Source organism: Pseudoduganella ginsengisoli (assembly GCF_009720865.1).
GTDB classification, from domain to species: domain Bacteria; phylum Pseudomonadota; class Gammaproteobacteria; order Burkholderiales; family Burkholderiaceae_D; genus Rugamonas; species Rugamonas ginsengisoli.
This window is the reverse complement of sequence record NZ_WNLA01000012.1, coordinates 55,703-73,896: the sequence shown is the minus strand read 5'-3', so window position 1 is coordinate 73,896 and position 18,194 is coordinate 55,703. Positions and strand designations below refer to the sequence as shown.

14 protein-coding genes are annotated in these 18,194 nt (G+C 63.2%); 11 read left to right on the top strand and 3 right to left on the bottom strand.

Annotation, left to right across the window (positions count from 1 at the left end; translation table 11 throughout):
• Nucleotides 1-11: 11 nt before the first annotated feature.
• Nucleotides 12-1,829 (top strand): sensor histidine kinase, encoded by a 1,818-nt coding sequence (locus tag GM668_RS17590; protein WP_155440255.1) that lies wholly within the window; start codon nucleotides 12-14, stop codon nucleotides 1,827-1,829.
• Here the strand turns inward: GM668_RS17590 and GM668_RS17585 are convergent.
• Nucleotides 1,826-2,608 (bottom strand): substrate-binding periplasmic protein, encoded by a 783-nt coding sequence (locus tag GM668_RS17585; protein ID WP_170305685.1) that lies wholly within the window; start codon nucleotides 2,606-2,608, stop codon nucleotides 1,826-1,828. The two genes, GM668_RS17590 and GM668_RS17585, sit on opposite strands and share 4 nt — an antisense overlap.
• 203 nt (nucleotides 2,609-2,811) lie before the next feature.
• Here GM668_RS17585 and GM668_RS17580 point away from each other — a divergent pair, with 203 nt between their 5' ends.
• A complete protein-coding gene (locus tag GM668_RS17580) occupies nucleotides 2,812-3,282 on the top strand; it encodes a cache domain-containing protein (protein ID WP_155440253.1) in 471 nt (156 codons plus the stop codon).
• A gap of 73 nt (nucleotides 3,283-3,355) precedes the next feature.
• Nucleotides 3,356-5,929 carry a DNA ligase D gene (gene ligD, locus GM668_RS17575; protein WP_155440252.1) on the top strand — a complete coding sequence of 858 codons (2,574 nt, stop codon included), beginning with the start codon at nucleotides 3,356-3,358 and terminating at the stop codon, nucleotides 5,927-5,929.
• A 95-nt stretch (nucleotides 5,930-6,024) separates the two neighbouring features.
• On the opposite strand, the gene ku is transcribed toward ligD, so the two are convergent.
• Together ku and GM668_RS17565 are read right to left on the bottom strand one after the other, a co-directional pair.
• Nucleotides 6,025-6,981 carry a non-homologous end joining protein Ku gene (gene ku / locus GM668_RS17570; protein WP_155440251.1) on the bottom strand — a complete coding sequence of 319 codons (957 nt, stop codon included), beginning with the start codon at nucleotides 6,979-6,981 and terminating at the stop codon, nucleotides 6,025-6,027.
• A gap of 1 nt (nucleotide 6,982) precedes the next feature.
• The gene (locus GM668_RS17565) at nucleotides 6,983-7,975 is read right to left on the bottom strand and encodes an SDR family oxidoreductase (protein ID WP_155440250.1); all 993 of its coding nucleotides are present in this window, start codon (nucleotides 7,973-7,975) and stop codon (nucleotides 6,983-6,985) included.
• Nucleotides 7,976-8,161: 186 nt separating this feature from the next.
• Here GM668_RS17565 and GM668_RS17560 point away from each other — a divergent pair, with 186 nt between their 5' ends.
• The 8 genes from GM668_RS17560 to GM668_RS17525 all read left to right on the top strand — a co-directional run bounded on the left by GM668_RS17560 (nucleotide 8,162) and on the right by GM668_RS17525 (nucleotide 18,170).
• Nucleotides 8,162-9,646: a GGDEF domain-containing protein gene (locus GM668_RS17560; RefSeq protein WP_155440249.1), complete on the top strand. Its 1,485-nt coding sequence runs from the start codon at nucleotides 8,162-8,164 to the stop codon at nucleotides 9,644-9,646.
• A gap of 98 nt (nucleotides 9,647-9,744) precedes the next feature.
• Nucleotides 9,745-10,311: a TetR/AcrR family transcriptional regulator gene (locus GM668_RS17555; RefSeq protein ID WP_155440248.1), complete on the top strand. Its 567-nt coding sequence runs from the start codon at nucleotides 9,745-9,747 to the stop codon at nucleotides 10,309-10,311.
• A gap of 62 nt (nucleotides 10,312-10,373) precedes the next feature.
• Entirely contained in the window at nucleotides 10,374-12,035 is a 1,662-nt protein-coding gene (locus GM668_RS17550) for a SulP family inorganic anion transporter (RefSeq protein WP_155440247.1), read from the top strand.
• A complete protein-coding gene (locus GM668_RS17545; RefSeq protein ID WP_211923412.1) occupies nucleotides 12,035-12,613 on the top strand; it encodes a sugar O-acetyltransferase in 579 nt (192 codons plus the stop codon). Before GM668_RS17550 ends, GM668_RS17545 begins: the two co-directional genes overlap by 1 nt.
• 128 nt (nucleotides 12,614-12,741) lie before the next feature.
• Nucleotides 12,742-13,938, top strand: a complete 1,197-nt coding sequence (locus GM668_RS17540) for a sensor histidine kinase (protein ID WP_155440246.1) — start codon at nucleotides 12,742-12,744, stop codon at nucleotides 13,936-13,938.
• Entirely contained in the window at nucleotides 13,935-14,561 is a 627-nt protein-coding gene (locus tag GM668_RS17535; RefSeq protein ID WP_155440245.1) for a response regulator transcription factor, read from the top strand. The genes GM668_RS17540 and GM668_RS17535 overlap by 4 nt, the downstream gene beginning before the upstream one ends.
• Before the next feature lie 151 nt (nucleotides 14,562-14,712).
• Nucleotides 14,713-16,938, top strand: a complete 2,226-nt coding sequence (locus GM668_RS17530) for a PAS domain-containing sensor histidine kinase (protein WP_229499474.1) — start codon at nucleotides 14,713-14,715, stop codon at nucleotides 16,936-16,938.
• Nucleotides 16,935-18,170: a sensor histidine kinase gene (locus tag GM668_RS17525; RefSeq protein ID WP_155440244.1), complete on the top strand. Its 1,236-nt coding sequence runs from the start codon at nucleotides 16,935-16,937 to the stop codon at nucleotides 18,168-18,170. The genes GM668_RS17530 and GM668_RS17525 overlap by 4 nt, the downstream gene beginning before the upstream one ends.
• Nucleotides 18,171-18,194: the final 24 nt, after the last annotated feature.

Below are 18,194 nucleotides of genomic sequence, written 5' to 3'. Positions count from 1 at the left end.
GCGGTCCCTCCATGAAAGTCAAAACCCATCTGGTGTTGCTGGCCGTGGTCGTGCTGGCGCCGGTGATCGTGTTCTCCGCACTGGTGTTGAACATGCTGGTGACCCGTGAGCGCGAAGCCGCCATGCGCGGCATGCATGAGCTGGCCCGTGCCGCCGTGCTGGGCATGGATATGCAAATGACGCGGGCACAGGCCGGCGCGCAGGCGCTGGCGGCGTCGGCCAGCCTGGCGCGGGAAGATTTCGCCGCGTTTTACCGCGAAGCGCAGGCGGCTGTCGGCAACAGCCCGCTGCACGTGGCGCTGCTCGATAATCATGGGCAACAAGTATTCAATACCGTGCAGCCTTATGGCGCCATGCTGCCGCCGTCATCGGGTGCGATATCCCTCAGTGCGCGTGAAGTGCTGGCCGGTGGCAAGCCGCGTGTGTCGGATTTGATTTTGGGTTCCACCACCGGGCAATTCCTCGTATCGATGGAAATGCCCGTCACTGCCACCAGCGGCAGCCGTTACGTGCTGGGCGTGTGGATGTTTGCCAGGGATCTGTCCAGCCAGTTGCCGTCGGACGGCGTGCCGCCGGGCTGGCTGATTTCCGTGCTGGACCGGCGCGGCGTCACGCTGGCGCGCAATCAGCGGCCGGAGCAGTTCGTGGGTTCCGAGCCGGCGCCGGAATTAAAGGCGACCCTGATGGGGCCGGCGAAAAGCGAATTCCGCGCAGTGAACCGCGCGGGGCAAGACATGTATGGCGTCAACGACCGTTCTATCTTGTCGGGATGGACGGTTTCCGTGGGCGTGCCGGTGGCGGAATATGAACGCTCCGCTGTACAGGCGCGTACGCTGACGATATTTGGTTTCCTGTTTGCCATCGCGTGCGCCATTGGCGGTGCGCTGTTCCTGATCCGCCGCCTGGTGCGGGGCACGCAGCGCATTGCGCAGGCTGCGGAAACGCTGGGCGAGGGCAAGGCGCTGCCGCCGGGAAAGCTGGAAATCGACGATTTCCAGGAATTGCATACGCGTCTCGCGCACGTGGCGGAACGGCTGGCGGCAGCGGAAGCGGACCGCCGCGCCCACCTGGAATTTGCACAGCAGGCACGCCAGCAGGCGGAAGCGGAAAACCGCGCGAAAGATGAATTCCTGGCCATGCTGGGCCACGAATTGCGTAATCCGCTGGCGCCCATCAGCGTGGCCGCGCATATGCTGGGCAAGCCGGAGCTGACACCGGAACAGGCGCGCACGGCCAGCGCCGTGATAGGCCGCCAGGTCCAGCACATCAACCGCTTGCTGGAAGATTTGCTCGACGTGTCGCGCGTGACGCGCGGTATCGCGGACTTGAAGCGGCAACCGGTGGAATTGCATGACGTCGTGCAATCGGCCGTGGAACAAGTGCGCAGCATGGCGGAAGCGCGCCATCAAACCATCACGTGCGAATTGCCGGATGCGCCGCTGGTGGTGCACGGCGACAGTGCGCGGCTGGTGCAGATCGTCAGCAATTTGCTGCATAACGCCAGCAAATACAGCCATGAAGGCGGCGCCATTACGCTGCAAGTGCACGCCCGCGGCGCGTGGGCCGATATCGCCGTGATTGACCACGGCATCGGCATCGCGCCAGAATTCATGCCCCGCATATTTGACTTGTTCTCACAGGGCAGCCGCGGCATCGACCGGCGCCAGGGCGGTTTGGGTATCGGGCTGGCGCTGGTGCGCAGCCTGGTGCTGCTGCATGGCGGCGATATCGCGTGCTATAGCGCCGGCCCGGAGCAGGGCAGTACGGTCACGGTGCGGTTGCCGCTGGCGCAGGACGTGCCGGACCGGCGCGAGGAGGCGGCAGGCTAGGGCGAGACGCCGCGCATGCCGTAACGCGCCGCCATGTCGCGCACGGCGCCGCTGTGTATCATGGCGTCGAGTGCCGCAAGGAAGCGCGTCCTGGCTTCCTGGGCTCCCCGTTTGCGCGACATGCCGATGTGGTACGTGATCTTTTGTACTTCGCCCACTTGCCGCAACCCCGCATCGCCTTCTTTCTGCATCAGCCAGATGCCCAGGTCTTCATTGATCAGCACGACGGCTTGGTCGCCATAGCGGCCCATGCGCAATTTGCGCAATGCGGTTTCATTATCGATTTCAATTTTTAGCTGGGCATTCGGCGCGCTGCTTGCCAGGCGGGCCGCCACGGTGGCTGTGCCGGACGGACCGAATGCTGCAACGGTATAGCCCGCCAGCATGGCGGGCGTGGGATCGTGCAGCGCGCTGTCCTGGCGCGCGTACAGCACGTATGCCGTGTGGATCAGTCCGGGGCTCACGTGGAACAGTTGCCGGCGTTCGGGCGTATCGAGGATGGCCAGCAAACCATCGGCTTCGCCTTCCATCGCCATTTGCAGCGCGCGCCGCCAAGGGAACAGTTCTATCGTGCATTGCGCCTGGATGGCGGCGCAGGCGGCATGGACGAAATCAGTGAAAGGGCCGGCCAGCTTGCCTTGGTCCGAATAAATGAAGGGCGGCCAAGGCTGCGCGACAAAGCGCAGGTGCAGCGGCGGCGCAGCCAGCGCGGGCAGCCACGCGCAGGCGGCGGCCATCGCTGCCCAGCGCGCGTACCATGCCAGCGGCCCAGCTGCCATACCGCCTCCAATTGATTGATTATTGATAGCAATATAAGGTGCGGGACGGTAGTGGGCAACACTGGCTGCGGCGTAACGGCCCCAGCTGTTGCCGCTACGCGCCATTTGCTGATGCATTGCTTGCGATAGTTCTCCACACGCCATAGTATGAAGCAGCCAGTTTTGCTGTTTAACAATCATAACAACGTGCTAGGGAGACAATCATGGTAGAAAAATGGCTACGTTCTGTTGCCGTGGCAGTGTGCGTGGCGGCGCCCGCGCTGGCAATGGCGCAGGAGCGCGGCACGGCCGAAGAAGCGGTAGCACTGGTCAAGAAAGGTGCGGCATTTTATAAGGCCAATGGCAAGGAAAAGCTGGCGGCGGAAATCAATAGCCGTTCGCCCATGTTCCAGGAGAAGGATTTGTACCTGTTCATGTCGCCAGCGGCGGGCGGCGCCCTGATTGCCCATGGCGCCAATGCAAAAATGGTGGGCAAGACACTGGGTGATATGCGCGACGTCGATGGCGTGAATTTCGTGCAGAAATTCCGTGACGTGGCCAACAGCAAGGAAGGCAAGGGCTGGGTCGACTACAAGTGGCCCAATGCCAAGACGGGGCAGCTGGAACAGAAGAGCACGTACATTGAACGCGTCGATGACGTCTACCTTGCCGCGGGGATTTACAAAGGCAAGTAACCAAGCCAGGCCCAGCGCGGCTGTGTTAGCTGGCTAACCGTGGGTTGCCGCAAGCGGCAGTAGCATCGCTGTTATGCGCGACCCACTGAAAACCTATAAAGCCAAGCGGAATTTCAATATCACGCCGGAACCTGCCGAAGGCGGCAAGGAGGGCGGCGAGCAGCGTGCGTTCGTGATCCAGAAACACTGGGCGTCGCGGCTGCACTATGACTTCCGGCTGGAACTGGAAGGCGCCATGAAAAGCTGGGCAGTGCCGAAAGGGCCCAGCTATGACCCGCACGACAAGCGCATGGCTGTGCAGGTGGAAGACCATCCGATTGCCTATAACGAATTCGAAGGGACGATACCCGAGCACCAGTATGGCGCCGGGAAAGTCATCATTTGGGACCGGGGCACGTGGCAGCCGGACGGCAATCCGCACCAGGGCTATCGCGACGGCAACCTGAAATTCACGCTGCACGGCCATAAGATGCAGGGCCGCTGGGCGCTGGTGCGCATGAAAGACCGGGGCGAAAAGCAGCCGGCCTGGCTGCTGATCAAGGAAAAAGATGATTATGCGAAGCCTGCGGACGAATTTTCCGTGGTCGATGAAATGCCCGACAGCGTCAAGGCGCTGGGGATGCCGGGCGCGCCGCCAGCCAAGGGGGCGCGGGTGAAAAGCGCGGGCGCCGCGGGCAAGGCGCGCCGTGCGGCGGCCAAACCTGCTGTGGAAGCCGCACCGGAGGCGGCGGCCTTGCCCAAGGCCCGTTTGCCGGCCACGCTGGCGCCGCCGCTGGCCACGCTGGTCGACGGGCCGCCGCCGGACCCGGACAACTGGCTGTTTGAAATCAAATTCGACGGCTACCGCATCCTGGCCCGCATCGATGGCAAAGGCATCCAGCTGATCACCCGCAACGGCAATGACTGGACCGGCAAGCTGGAGCCGCTGCGCGCGGCGCTGGAAAAAATGCAGCTGCCCAAAGGCTGGTATGACGGCGAAATCGTTGTCCATGACCAGAACGGCCGGCCCGATTTCGGTTTGCTGCAGCAAGCGTTTGACGAAGCGCGCAATGGCAGCATCGTGTATTTCGTGTTTGATGCGCCGTACCTCGATGGCCATGACTTGCGCGGCGTACCGCTCGCGCAGCGGCGCGAATTGCTGTATGCGGTACTGAAAGACCGGCCCAGCGACACAGTGCGCTACAGCGCGGAACTCGATGCGCCGCCTGCCGATATGGTGGCGGCCGCGTGCAAGATGGGACTCGAAGGCATCATCGGCAAGCGCAGGGATTCCACGTATGTATCCCGCCGCACGCCGGACTGGATCAAGCTGAAATGCGGGCAGCGGCAGGAATTTGTGATTGGCGGCTATACGGATCCGAAAGGGTCGCGCCAGGGCATCGGCTCGCTGCTGCTGGGCGTACAGGATAAGGATGGCGCGCTGCATTATGCGGGCAATGTGGGCAGTGGCTTCAAGGCGGAAAATTTGCAGGTATTGCGGGCGCAGCTCGACAAACTGGCAACCGGCAGCAGCCCGTTTGCCCCCGGCCGGAAAATCGGCAAGAAAGCGCACTGGGTCCGGCCCCAGCTGGTGGCGGAAGTCAGTTTTGGCGAATGGACGCGCGACGGTTCGATCCGGCACGCCGTGTTCCAGGGGCTGCGCGCGGACAAGCCGCCCCGCGCCATCACGCGCGAACAGCCGGCCCACGTGGAAGACCTCGCGCACGACGCCGCGCCTGCCCGCAAGCGCGGCAAGGCGGACGCCCCCGCGCTGCAGGGCAATTTGCCTGAAGACGTCAAAGTGACGAATCCAGACCGCGTGATTGATAAGGCCAGCGGCGCGCACAAGATTGACGTGGTGCGCTATTACGCGCTGGTCGGCAGCCTGATGATGGAGCATTTGCAGGACCGCCCCGTGGCGCTGGTGCGTGCGCCGGCCGGCGTGGGGGGCGAGCTGTTTTTCCAGAAGCATGCGGACGTCACGAAAATGCCCGGCTTGAAACTGTTGAACCCCAAGCTGGACCCGGGCCACCCGGCCATGCTGGCGGTGGGCGATCAACAGGGCTTGCTGTGGGCCGCGCAGTGGAACGTGCTGGAAATCCATACGCAAAACGCCACGGCGCGCAGCTATGAAAAGCCGAACCGCATGGTCTTTGACCTGGACCCGGGCGAGGGTGTCGCATGGGCGCAAATGCAGGAAGCTGCGCAGCTGGTGCATGCGTTCCTTGACGAACTGGGTTTGCCGGCATTCCTGAAAACCAGCGGCGGCAAGGGCTTGCACGTGGTGGTGCCGGTGAAGCCGCACTACGGCTGGGATGCCGTGAAGGCTTTTTCCCAGGCGATCGTGGACCGCATTGCACACACGTTGCCGGACCGGTTTGCGTTCAAGAGCGGGCCCCAAAACCGCGTGGGGAAAATCTTCGTCGATTACCTGCGCAATGGCCGCGGCGCGACGACGGCCTGCGCGTGGTCGGTGCGTGCGCGGCCAGGGCTGGGAATTTCCGTGCCGGTCGCGTGGGATGAGCTGGATACGCTGAAGGGCGGGGCGCAGTGGACCGTGCACAATGCACATACGCGCCTCGATGTGGGCAATGGGCCGTGGGCTGATTATGCGGACAGCGCGGTGGGGCTGGCTGCGGCGATGAAAAAGCTGGGGTTTGAACCGTAGCGCAGATTTTATAAATCCGCGGAGCCGCCGAGGCATTGATTGTGCCACGCTGACGCATGTACGGCGGCATGCACGGCGGTTTCGTAGAAACGGCCCTACGCAGCTTTCCGCGCGGTTTTCGATGCGGTCCGAGGGCTCTTGGCGGCAGTCTTGCGCGCCGCAGGTTTCTTTACCGCGGTGCGCCGCTTGACCGGCTCTTTTGCTTCCTCATCGTCCTCTTCTTCATCGTTGGCCGCCTTGCCCCGCTTGCTGGCGCCACCGGCCAGGCTTTGCTGCAGCAGCGCCACCAGATCCACGACTTTCGCTGCCGAGCGCTGTTTCTTCTCGGGCGCCGCTTCCGTGATGGTCTTGGTCTGCTTGGCCTTGATCTTGCGCTTGACCAGTTCCAGCACGTCTTCGCGGTACGTATCGTGGTATTGCGACGGGTCCCAGTCTTCCGTCATGCCATCGACCAGCGACAGCGCCATCTGCATTTCCTTGTCCGTGATGCCGGTGGACTTCAGCGAACGGGCCGGCAATTTCAATTCTTCCGTATCCTTGATTTCATCGGGGAAGCGCAGCGTGTTGAGGATGATGCTGTCGCCCTCGCACAGCAATGCGCACAAGTGCTGGCGCACGCGGATCACGACGGTGGCGATGGCGACGCGGTCCGCCTTGCGCAAGGTTTCCCGCAACAGCGCATAGACCTTGTCGCCGCCACGGCCCGGCGTCAGGTAATACGGCGTGTCGTAATACGTCAGCGGGATATCCGCCGCCGGCACGAACGACAGGATGTCGATGGTTTGCGTGGCTTCCACGTTGGCCTGCTTTAAATCTTCATCCGACAGCACCACGTATTCGCCATCCTGGTATTCATAGCCCTTGACGATGTCGTCCCACGCCACATCCTTGCCCGTGGTTTTGTTGTAGCGCTTGAACCCGATCGGGGAAAAGTCGCGCCGGTCCAGCATGGTCAAATCCAGGTCATGGTCTTGTACCGCCGAGTGCAAGTCGACGGGGATGTGCACCAGGCCGAAACTGATGGCGCCTTTCCACAGGGAGCGGGCCGCCATGTCACGCTCCTCCGCCGACGCTGCCCGTTACCGGCAGCACGATGCCTGTGATGTAGCTGGAACAGCAGGGCGCCGCCAGGAAGACGTAGGCGGGCGACAATTCTTCCGGCTGGGCGGGCCGCTTCATGTCCGTGCTGGCGCCGAATTCGCGGATTTTTTCCGGTGACTGGTCGGCCGGGTTCAGCGGCGTCCACACCGGCCCGGGCGCCACGGCATTGACGCGGATACCCTTGTCCAGCAAGTTCGACGCCAGCGACATCGTGAACGCGTGGATCGCACCCTTGGTGGTTGAATAGTCGAGCAGGTGGCTGGAACCTTTCAGTCCCACCACGGACCCGGTGTTGATGATGGCGCTGCCGCGCTGCAAATGCGGCTGCGCCGCCTTCGCCATGTGGAAGTAGCCATAGATATTGGTTTTCATCGTCAAGTCGAACCGTTCTTCCGACAAATCCGCCAGCGAACCGGCATGTTCCTGGAACGCGGCATTGTTGACGAGAATGTCTAGCTTGCCGAGGTTGGCAATGGTGCGCTCCACGGCGTTTTTGCAAAACACAGGATCGCGCACGTCGCCGGGGATCAGCAGGCACGTCTGGCCCTCAGCTTCCACGAAATGCTTGGTTTCCAATGCATCGTCATGTTCTTCCGGCAAATAAACAATAGCAACGTCGGCGCCTTCGCGTGCATACAGGACCGCCACCGCGCGGCCGATGCCGGAATCGCCGCCAGTGATCAGCGCCGCCATGCCGGCCAGCTTGCCGCTGCCGCAATAATCCGGCGCGAGGAAGCGGGGCTTTAATTCCATCTCGGTTTCCAGGCCGGGTTTTTCCAGGTGTTGGCTTGGCAGCGGCGGGCTGGGCTGGTCGGCGCGGCCCGTCTGCACCGCGTCCTTGCTTTCCTTCTGCTGGCCCTGCGCGTGGTCGCGGCGGTCCTGTTGCTGCTGGATGTCGCGCTGCATACTGCCGGCTGACGTTGCCTTGTTTTCCGAATTCGCCATGGTGTCCTCCGTGGTCCGTCAAAGGGCCAGTATTGAAAAACCGGCTATTGTTCACCGTGCGCAGGCGCACCGTAGCGCGTGTTTTGCCCCTTTTTTTGTAGTTTTTAGAGCAAATAATATTGCTATTTGTGAACTTTATGGCAAACTGCTGGAATACGATACTTATAACGGTATGGGGATCATGTCATGGCGACAGACATCGACGGCCAAGCCCAGCGGGTTGGCCTGTTCCTGAACCTCGCCAGCGAACGCCGCGGCGAGTTTCAAAGTGCTTGCGGTGAACTTTTTAACCGCCTGCTGTTAGTTGAAACATTCGATTCTGCAATGGTCGCGTTGGGCCGGCAGCCAGTCGATTTAATGGTGATTGACCTGGAAGGGTTTGAAGACCATGGCGACCTGGCCGCTGCCGCCAGTCTGGTGCGGGCCCGCATGGGCCGTCCCGTGCTCGTTTTGTGCCCGTATGGCAAGACGTCGTGGCTGCCGGAATTGATGACGGCCGGGCCGGTGACGTACCGTATCAGCCCCATCCTCGGCGATGAAATGCAGCAGGCCGTCAGCTATGCGCTGACGGCGCCGCTGGATGCCGCCGCTGCCGCGCAGCAGCAATTGCTGGACAAGGAAAAAGAGTTGCGCGACTTGCTGGCCGTGCAGCGCAATGTCCAGCGCGCGCTGACCGGGATGGATGAATTGTCGCTGATGGCCAGCCAGATTTGCGTGGCGCTGTGCACGTTCCCCGGTGTGCGCCATGCGGCGCTGTTCCACATGAAAGAGCGCGGCAACCTGGTGCTGGAAGCGCAGGAATCCCGCAACCACCTGGACATCGCCAAATTGCTGGGCCGTACCGACCAGTTGCTGCAATTGCCCGTGCACGAGGCGTTCCCGCCGCTGCTGTCGGTGGGCACGGGTGAGTTGGTCTTGATTGATGCGCCGGAAAAAGCCGGCGACCCGATGCTGGCCATGGGCTTGCATGACCATGGCGTGCGCACGATGCTGGCGCTGCCGCTGCGCAGTGAAGCCGGCGGCCCGGTGCTGGGCGCTGTCAGCCTGATGTTTGACCGCCTGATCCACCCGTCGCGCGAACAATTCTCGTGCTTTGGCAGCCTGGCGCAATTCATCAGCTTTGGCCTGGCCATGAGCGAATTGAAGCACCAAAACGATGCGCTGGCCGGCCAGCTGACGCAAATCACCACCACCGACGCATTGACGGGCGCCGTCAACCGCCGCCATGGCGAAGCGGAGCTGGACAATGAAATCCGCCGTGCGCGCCGCTATGGCATCCCGCTGGGCGTGATTGCTTTCGACATCGATAATTTCCGTTCCGTCAACGATATTTACGGCTACCCCTGCGGCGACAAGGCGCTGCGCACGGTGGCAATGACGGTGCAGGAACGCTTGCGCACGTCCGATACGCTGGTGCGCATGCGCGGTGAAGAATTCCTCATCATTGCCACCCACACGGCGGCCATCGATGCGCTGAAACTGGCGGAAAAGCTGCGTGAAACCATTGCCAACACCCAATTGCCGGGCTGCGACAACGTGACCATCAGCCTGGGCGTGGCGCAAGCCGGGCCGGAGGAAGGGGCGGCCACCCTGCTGGAACGGCTCGACGCGGCGCTGCACCGCGCCAAGCGGGCAGGACGCAATTGCGTGGAACTGGCGATGGCGCAGTAAGCGCACCGTGACTCGCACGAATGGCCGGCATTTGCCGGCCATTTCATTTGGGTAGCATAAATTACGACTATAATCTATGCTGAAAAGAGGGAGGCCAGATGAAAGTCAGCAGGGAACAGGCGGCGCTGAACCGCGAACGCATCGTTGAAACCGCCGCAACCTTGTTCCGCGAACGGGGCTACGACGGCATCGGCGTGGCGGACTTGATGAAGGGCGCCGGGCTCACGCACGGCGGCTTTTACGGCCATTTCAGTTCCAAGGAAGATTTATTGGCGGAAGCCTGCGCCAAGGCGCTGGAACAGTCGGTGGAAAAGTGGCGCCAGCGCGTGGCCAATGCGCCGGACGCTGCGCGCCAGGCAATTATTGATGCGTACCTGACGCCGCGCCATTGCGACAATCCGGGCGCGGGCTGCGCCGTGACGGCGCTGGCAGCGGACGTGTCGCGCTGCGGCCCGGCTGCGCGCGATGCGCTGGCGCAGGGTGTGCGCGAACAGCTGGCCATCCTTGCGCCGCTGGAGCAGGGCGCCAATGACAAGGAAAAGCGCCGCCAGGCCATTGCCGATTATGCCGCGATGGTGGGCGCAATCGTGCTGGCGCGCCTGTTTGCCGATGCGGCGCAAGCCAATGAAGTGCTGGACGCGGTGCGCACCACGCTGCACCGCTAGCGGCCTAGTACATTGTAGCTGTGCGGCAAGGCGTGTTAGGCTTCGGCTTTTGAGCTTGAACTATGCTGCACTGGCTGAAGCACTATCGGCGCGCCATGCTGGCTGGCGATATCGGCGCCGGCATCGTTGTCGCCATGATGTTAATCCCCCAAGGCATGGCGTATGCGCTGGTGGCCGGCTTGCCGCCGGTCGCCGGTATTTACGCCAGTATCCTGCCACCGATTGTCTATGCGCTGTTTGGTTCATCGATGACGCAATCGGTGGGGCCGATGGCCATCGTGTCGCTGATGACGGGCGCCGTGCTGGCGCCGCTGGCCCCCGGCGGTTCCGGCCTGTACTCGGTGCTGGCGGCACAGCTGGCGCTGGTGTGCGGCATCGTGCTGCTGGTGTGCGGCCTGCTGCGCCTGGGTTTCCTCGCGAATTTCTTTTCCCGCCCCGTGATGAGCGGCTTTACAGTCGGCTGCGCGCTGGCCATTGCAGCGGGCCAGGTCAAGCCGCTGCTGGGCGCTTCATTTCCGCACTGGCATGCGCCGAGCGCCATGCTGGGCATTGGCGCCGTCATCGCGCTGTTTGCCGCGCGCCGCTACCTGGAGCCGTTGCTGCAGCGCTGCGGCATGCCGGCCCACGCGGCGGGGGTTGCCGCCAAGCTGGCGCCCATGCTGGTCGTGCTGGGCGGGCTGGCGCTGGCGTCGCTGCTGCAGTTGCAGGAACAGGGCGTCAAACTGGCGGGCGACGTGCCGTCCGGCTTGCCGCAACTGAATCTGGCGCTGTCGCATGCGCACTGGCGTGCACTGCTGCAGCCTGGTTTGCTGATCGGCTTCGTGATCTTCCTGATGAGCATGTCGGCTGCACAGGCGCTGGCGCAAAAGCGCAATGAAAAGCTGGTCAGCAACCATGAATTGATCGGCCTGGGCGCGGCCAATGTGGCAGCGATGATGTCGGGCGGCTTCCCTGTCACGGGCAGCCTGTCGCGTTCCGCCGTGAATTTCGCGGCGGGCGCGCAAACGCCGTTGGCGTCCATCATCACGGCCGTGCTGCTGGCCGGTGCGCTGGTGGCGCCCACGGGCTGGCTGGCCTTGCTGCCGCTGCCCGTGCTGGCTGCCACCATTATCGTGGCCGTGCTGGGCATGCTGGAACTCGGTACGCTGAAAACCGCGTGGCGCTATGACCGCGGCGACGCGGCCGCGTGGATCGTCACGTGCGGCGGCGTGCTGGTGCTGGGTGTGGAGGCAGGCGTGGTGGTGGGCGTGCTGCTGTCGATGGGCACGCTGATCTGGCGCGCCAGCCGTCCCCATATCGCCGTGCTGGGACGGATCGCCGGCACGGAACACTTCCGCAATATCGACCGCTATCCGGCCGAAACGCAGCCGGACGTGCTGTTGCTGCGGGTCGATGCAAATCTGTTCTTCGGCAATGTGGAAGCGGTGGGCGAGCGCATTGAAGAGGAAGTGCGCAGCCATCCGACGGCGCAGCATCTGGTGCTGGTCATGACAGCGGTCAGTTCCATCGACACGTCCGCGCTGTTTGCGCTGGGCGAATGGAATGCCAGCCTGAAGCGGCGCGGCATTGCGCTGCACCTGGCCGAAGTCAAAGGCCCGGTGCTGGACCGCTTGCGCGAAAGCGACTTGCCGGCGCAGCTGGCCGGGCCGATTTTCTTGTCCACGGCCATGGCCGCGCAAAAGCTGCACAAGGGCAGGGACGGCGAATATGCGGAATATATCTGATGGGGGAAGAAGGCATGCAGGACAGCGAAACCAAACAAGGGCCGGCCGGCTGGCCCAACCTGAAGCGGCGCCGTGTGAAGCAATTGTGCGCGGCATTCAACCGGGAAGACGATCCCGATGCGCGCTTGCGTATCCTGGAACAATTGCTGGGCAAGCCCACTGATGCGCATTTCGAAGCGCCGTTTTTCTGTGACGTCGGTACCAATATCACGATCGGACGCCACTGTTTTGCCAACCACAATGTCGTGATCCTCGATTGCGCGCCCGTGACCATCGGCGACAACGTGTTGATCGGCCCCAACACGGTGATTTCCGCTGCAGGCCATCCGCTCGACCCAGTACAACGTAACGCGGGCGTGTTTGTTGAAAAGCCGATTACGATTGGCAACAGCGTGTGGATTGGCGCCAATGTCACCGTGATGGGCGGCGTCACCATCGGCGACAATTGCACGATTGGCGCTGGCAGCGTTGTGACCCGCGACGTTCCCCCCAACAGCCTGGCGGCCGGCAGCCCTTGCAAAGTGATCCGGGCGATTCAGCCGGGCGGCGGCGATTCCCCGGAGGCGCGGAAAGATTGATTGACCGCTTCCGTAGCGCGGGCTGGCGAATGTTGTCACTCTGCAACGCCCTTGCCATGCCGGCCCATGCGCCATGGCGTGGCCATGCCGGCATACCCTATACTGGTCCGCATCGTTGAGGGAGGCGCATGGACCAGTTGGGGCAGGCAGGGGGGACGCCGGGCGCGCAGGCGGAACCGGTGCGTGGCGATATTCTGGTGGTGGAAGACACGCCGGCGTCGCTGCAGCTGCTGTCGCGCCTGTTGACGGACGCCGGTTACCGCGTGCGCGAAGCGCCGAATGGCGAACTGGCGCTATGGAGCGCCCAGGCGCAGGCGCCGGAACTGGTCTTGCTCGACGTGCGCATGCCCGGCATCGATGGGTATGAAGTGTGCAGCCGTCTGAAACGCATGCCGGGCCTCGATGAAGTGCCCGTGATTTTCCTGTCCGCCCACAGCGATACGGATGACAAGCTGCGCGGCTTCCAGGTTGGCGGTGTTGACTTCATTTCCAAACCGTTCCAGTTTGAAGAAGTCAATGCGCGCGTCCAGTCGCATTTGAAAATCCGCCGCCTGCAACAGCAACTGGCGGCGCACAATGACCGCCTGCAAAAAGAATCGCGCCAGCGCCTGGCGGAAATCGCCCATTTGAACCGCAACGCCAGCGCCACTGTGTATTGCGCGGCGCTGATGCATGAATTGAACCAGCCGCTGGCCGCCATCATGAGCAATGCGGAAGCCGCGGAACTGTTCCTGAAAAAAAATCCCCCCGCGCTGGACGATGTGGCGGAAATCCTGTCGGATATCCAGCGCGATGACCGCCGCGCCAGCGACCTGATCCAGCGCATGCGGGAATTGCTGAAAAAATCCGATCCCGTCGCGCAAAAGCTGGACCTCAATGAACTGGTGCGCCAGGTGCACACCTTGCTGTCCGGCGAGGCGCGCATGCGCCGTGTTGTGTTGGAAATGCAACTGGGTCCGGACGCGCTGACCGTGGCGGCCGATCCCATCCAGTTGCAGCAAGTATTGATCAACCTGGTCCTCAATGCGTTTGACGCCATGGCGCAGGTGGCCGACGGCGTGCGTGGCGTGTGCCTGTCGGCGCAGCGGCGCGGCGATGGCCGCGCCGAAGTGCTGGTGTCAGACCAGGGGTGTGGTTTTCCGGAAGGGCATGAACGCGTGTTTGAATCGTTTTTCACCACCAAGCCGCATGGCATGGGGCTGGGGTTGTCCATCGCGTCAGCCATCGTGCAGGCGCACAGCGGCACGATCTGGGCCGGTAATAACGCCGGCGGCGGCGCCACGGTTGGCTTTGCACTGCCTCCTTACGCGGCGGAACGTCCATGAGAATCCACATCATTGACGATGACGACGCGTTGCGTACGGCGCTGGCCCGCCTGCTGGGCGCGTGCGGCTATGCCGTGTCCGTGTATGAATCGGGTGACGCGTTCGTGCGGGCGGAAACCGGCGGCGAAGCGGGCTGCATCTTGCTTGACGTCGATATGCCCGGCTTGTCCGGCTTGCAGTTGCAAGACTATTTGCGGGCGCGGGGCAGTATCTTGCCCATCGTGTTTTTGACGGGAAATGGCGACATTGCCATGAGCGTGCGCGCCATCAAGGCGGGCGCCGAAGATTTTTTGCCGAAGCCGATCGGCAAGGATGCGCTGCTCGATGCAATCGGGCGCGCGATGCAGCGCTATGAAGCGGCGGCGGCGCAAAACAGCGCGCTGCTGGACTTGCGCAAGAAAGCCGATACGCTGACCGTGCGCGAACGGGAAGTGTTTGCGCTGGTGGTGCAAGGCATGCTGAACAAGCAGATTGCCTTCGAACTGGGCAATACGGAACGCACCGTCAAGGCGCACCGCCACAGCCTGATGGAAAAACTGGGCGCTGGTTCGCTGGCGGAACTGGTGCAAATGGCCAACCGGCTGGGGATTGCCAGCCCGGGCAGCGGTGCTGCAGCTGAATGATCCGCGCAACAAACCCGTACGGCTTGTCCTAAAGGACACGTTACAAGTGCCCTGGCGTGAGCGCTACAATGGCATTGGCAGGGGGAAAGGTTGGACTTGACTGGCGGTTAAACCTATTATTTATGACATGCTGACCAATACGGCGTGAATCATGGCAACAGCGACACAGCGAGCATCCGGCCAGGCAGCGATGCGCCGGCGGCGCGCGCGGGGCGACGTGTCGATTGCGCTGCTGGTCAGCGTTGCGCTGACCGCCGTGGTGACGGTGGTGCTGGCAGCCTTTGCCGTGTATTTCTACCTCAGTGAAAAAGAACAGCGCTGGGACCAGTTGCGCCATAGCCTGGCCACCAGCGCCGATGAGCTGGCGTCCGCCGTGGCGTTGCCAGTCTGGAATTTCGACGAAGCGCAAATCGTCACCATCATGAAGAGCGGCTTGAGCAACCGGGCTTTGCATGCCAGCATGGTTGCCCCGGCCGGCGCCCACCACCCCTATATCTTGCTGCGCAATGACGCGGGCCAGCTGGTGTCGAGCCTGGTGGCGCCGCAAGACCCGGACTTACTGGTGGAAAAGCGTGACATGATCGTCGAAGGCCAGAGTATCGGCGCCATTACGCTGTATGCGACGCCGGCGCCGCTGCTGGCGGAATTGCGCCAGCGCAGCGCGGCCATTGCCGGCATGATCGTCATCCTCGACCTGGCGCTGGTGGCCGGGCTGTACCTGCTGCTGTGGCACGTGATGCTGAAACCCGTGCGGGCCATCGGACGCTACGCGGTGCTGGTGCAGGCGGGCCTGAATGCGGACGCCACCATGCCGCGCGCCTGGTATTTCGGCGAATTAAAAGGGTTGTACGGCGCCATCCGGCAAATGGTGGGCTTGCTGCAGCACCGCTATGAAGCCATGCATGCCAGCGAACAGCGCCTGCAAATTGCCACCCGGGCGGCCGGCATCGGCATCTGGGACTGGAATATAGAAACCGGCGTCGCGGACTGGGATGACCAGATGTTCCGGCTGTATGGCGCGAAACGGGAAGACGTGCAAAACGCCGTGCAATTGTGGCGCGACATGCTGCACCCGGATGACGTGGCGGACAGTGAAGCAGCCTTGCGCCGGGTGCTGGACGGCAGCAGCATTGAATCAGCGCACCAGTTCCGCATTGTGTGGCCCGATGGCTCGGTGCGCCATATCCAGACCGATTCACTGGTGTTGCGCTCGCCCGACGGGCGGCCATTGCGCATGGTGGGCGTCAATTACGACATCACGGCCCATAAGCTGGCGCAGCAAGAACTGGAACGGCACCGCCACCACCTGGAAGAACTGGTGGGCGAGCGCACCCGTGCATTGTCCGTGGCGGTGGCGCAGGCGCAGGCGGCCAACCAGGCCAAGAGCGTATTCCTGGCCAACATGAGCCACGAATTGCGCACGCCGCTGCATTCGGTCATCGGTTTTTCCCGCCTGCTGGCCGATGCGCCGCACATGCAGCCGGAAGACCGCCGCAACCTCGGCATCATTTACGGCTCCGGCCAGCATTTGCTGGAACTGATCAACGATATCCTGGAATTGTCCCGCATCGAAGCGGGCCGCGCGCACTTGCAGCCCGACGTGCTGCTGTTGCCGGAAATGGTGCAGGACGTGACGGATATGGTCAGCGTGCGGGCGGCGCAGGCGGGCTTGCGGCTGTTGCTGGACAGCGCCGGGCTGCCGCCGCGCGTGCGCGTCGATGGCACCAAGCTGCGCCAGGTGTTGCTGAACCTGATGTCGAATGCCGTGAAATTCACGCGCACGGGCCACGTGCGGCTGGAAGCGCGCGCCGCGCGTGATGACGTGGGCGGCTGGCTGCTGTCGTTTGCTGTCAGCGATACGGGACCCGGCATTGCTGCGGCGGACCAGCAGCGTATTTTTGAGCCGTTTGTCCAGGCAGGCAATGGCGGCGCCGTGGAAGGAACGGGACTGGGGCTGGCGATTTCCCGGGAATTCGTGCAGCTGATGGGCGGCGCCCTGAGCGTACAGTCAGCGCCGGGGCAGGGCGCCACGTTCCGCTTTTCTATACCGGCGGAATCCGCGCAATATGGCCAGGCGCAGCAACCGGTGCCGCACGTGGAACGGGCGCCGGCGGCGCCGCCTGCCACGACGGTGCTGTCGGCCGCCCAGCTGGACCGGCTGGACCCGGCGGTGCGGCACGCATTGCGCGAAGCCGTGCTGCAGCTGAATTTGCAGCAAGTGCGGGATTTGCTGGCGCCGCTGCCGGAAGAGCTGGATGACGTGGTGGCCGGCATCGAAGCAATGCTGCAGCAGCACGCTTATCCGCAATTGTGTACGCTGCTGGGGGGGCCGGGCGCCGCCGCGCAGGGCATTGATATGCAGGAGCAAGCAGGATGAGCCAGGGCGCTATGGAAGGTGAAATCCTCGTGGTGGAAGACACGCCCGCGTCGCTCAAGCTGTTGAGTGAATTGCTGGGCAACGCCGGTTACCTGGTGCGCCAGGCGCCCGACGGCGAACTGGCGCTGTGGAGCGCCCAGGCGCGGCCGCCGGAATTGATCCTGCTCGACATCCGGATGCCGGGCATCGATGGCTATGAAGTGTGCCGCCGCCTGAAAGCCGATCCGCAATTGCGCGATACGCCCGTGATCTTCCTGTCGGCCCAGTACGACACGGATGACAAGGTGCGCGGGTTCCAGGCCGGCGCCGTGGACTTTATTGCGAAGCCCTACCAGTCGGAAGAAGTGCTGGCCCGCACGCGCGCCCATATCCGCCTGGCACGCACTCAGGCCGCTTTGGCATCGAGCAATGGCGAACTGTCGCGCGCGTTGGCGGAATTGAAATCCGCGCGGCAGGAAATCATGCGCTCGGAACGGATGGCCGCACTGGGTGCGCTGGTGGCGGGCATTGCCCATGAATTGAATACGCCGATCGGCAATACCGTGCTGGCCGCCAGCGCGCTGGATGACCGCGCGCGGGAATTTTTCAGCAACATCGACCAGGGCTTGCGCCGCTCGGAACTGGAGCGCTTTGGCGCCGATACGTGCAAAGCCACGGGGCTGATGCTGCGCAGCCTGCAGCGTGCCGCCGACTTGATTGAATGCTTCAAGCAGGTGGCCGTGGACCAGACCAGTTCCCAGCGCCGCGAATTCGACCTGGCGACCCTGGTGGAGGGCATGGCCAAGACCCTGGGGCCGTCGCTGCGCGAAGCAGGCGTAGAGATGGCAACCGGCGTCGCGCTGGGTATAAAAATGGACAGCTATCCGGGCGCGCTGTGCCAGGTCATCACGAATTTGACGCGCAATTCGCTGGTGCATGCCTTTGCGCCCGGCGCGGGCGGCGCCATTGCGCTGACGGCATCGGTGGACGGTGCGGCGGTGCGCCTGGAATTTGCCGACAATGGCGCCGGCATTCCGGCAGACCATATGGCGCGCGTGTTTGAACCGTTTTATACGACCCGCATGGGCGAGGGCACGGGCGGACTGGGGCTGCACGTGGTGCACAGCCTGATCGTCAATGTGCTGGGCGGGACCATTGAAGTGCACAGCGGCGGCGGGCGGCCCGGCGCCTGGTTCGATATCCGGCTGCCGCTCAGCGCGCCGGCCCTTGGGGCATCGTCGAATATGTGGTAGCGTTATATAGTATACGGTTTGCGC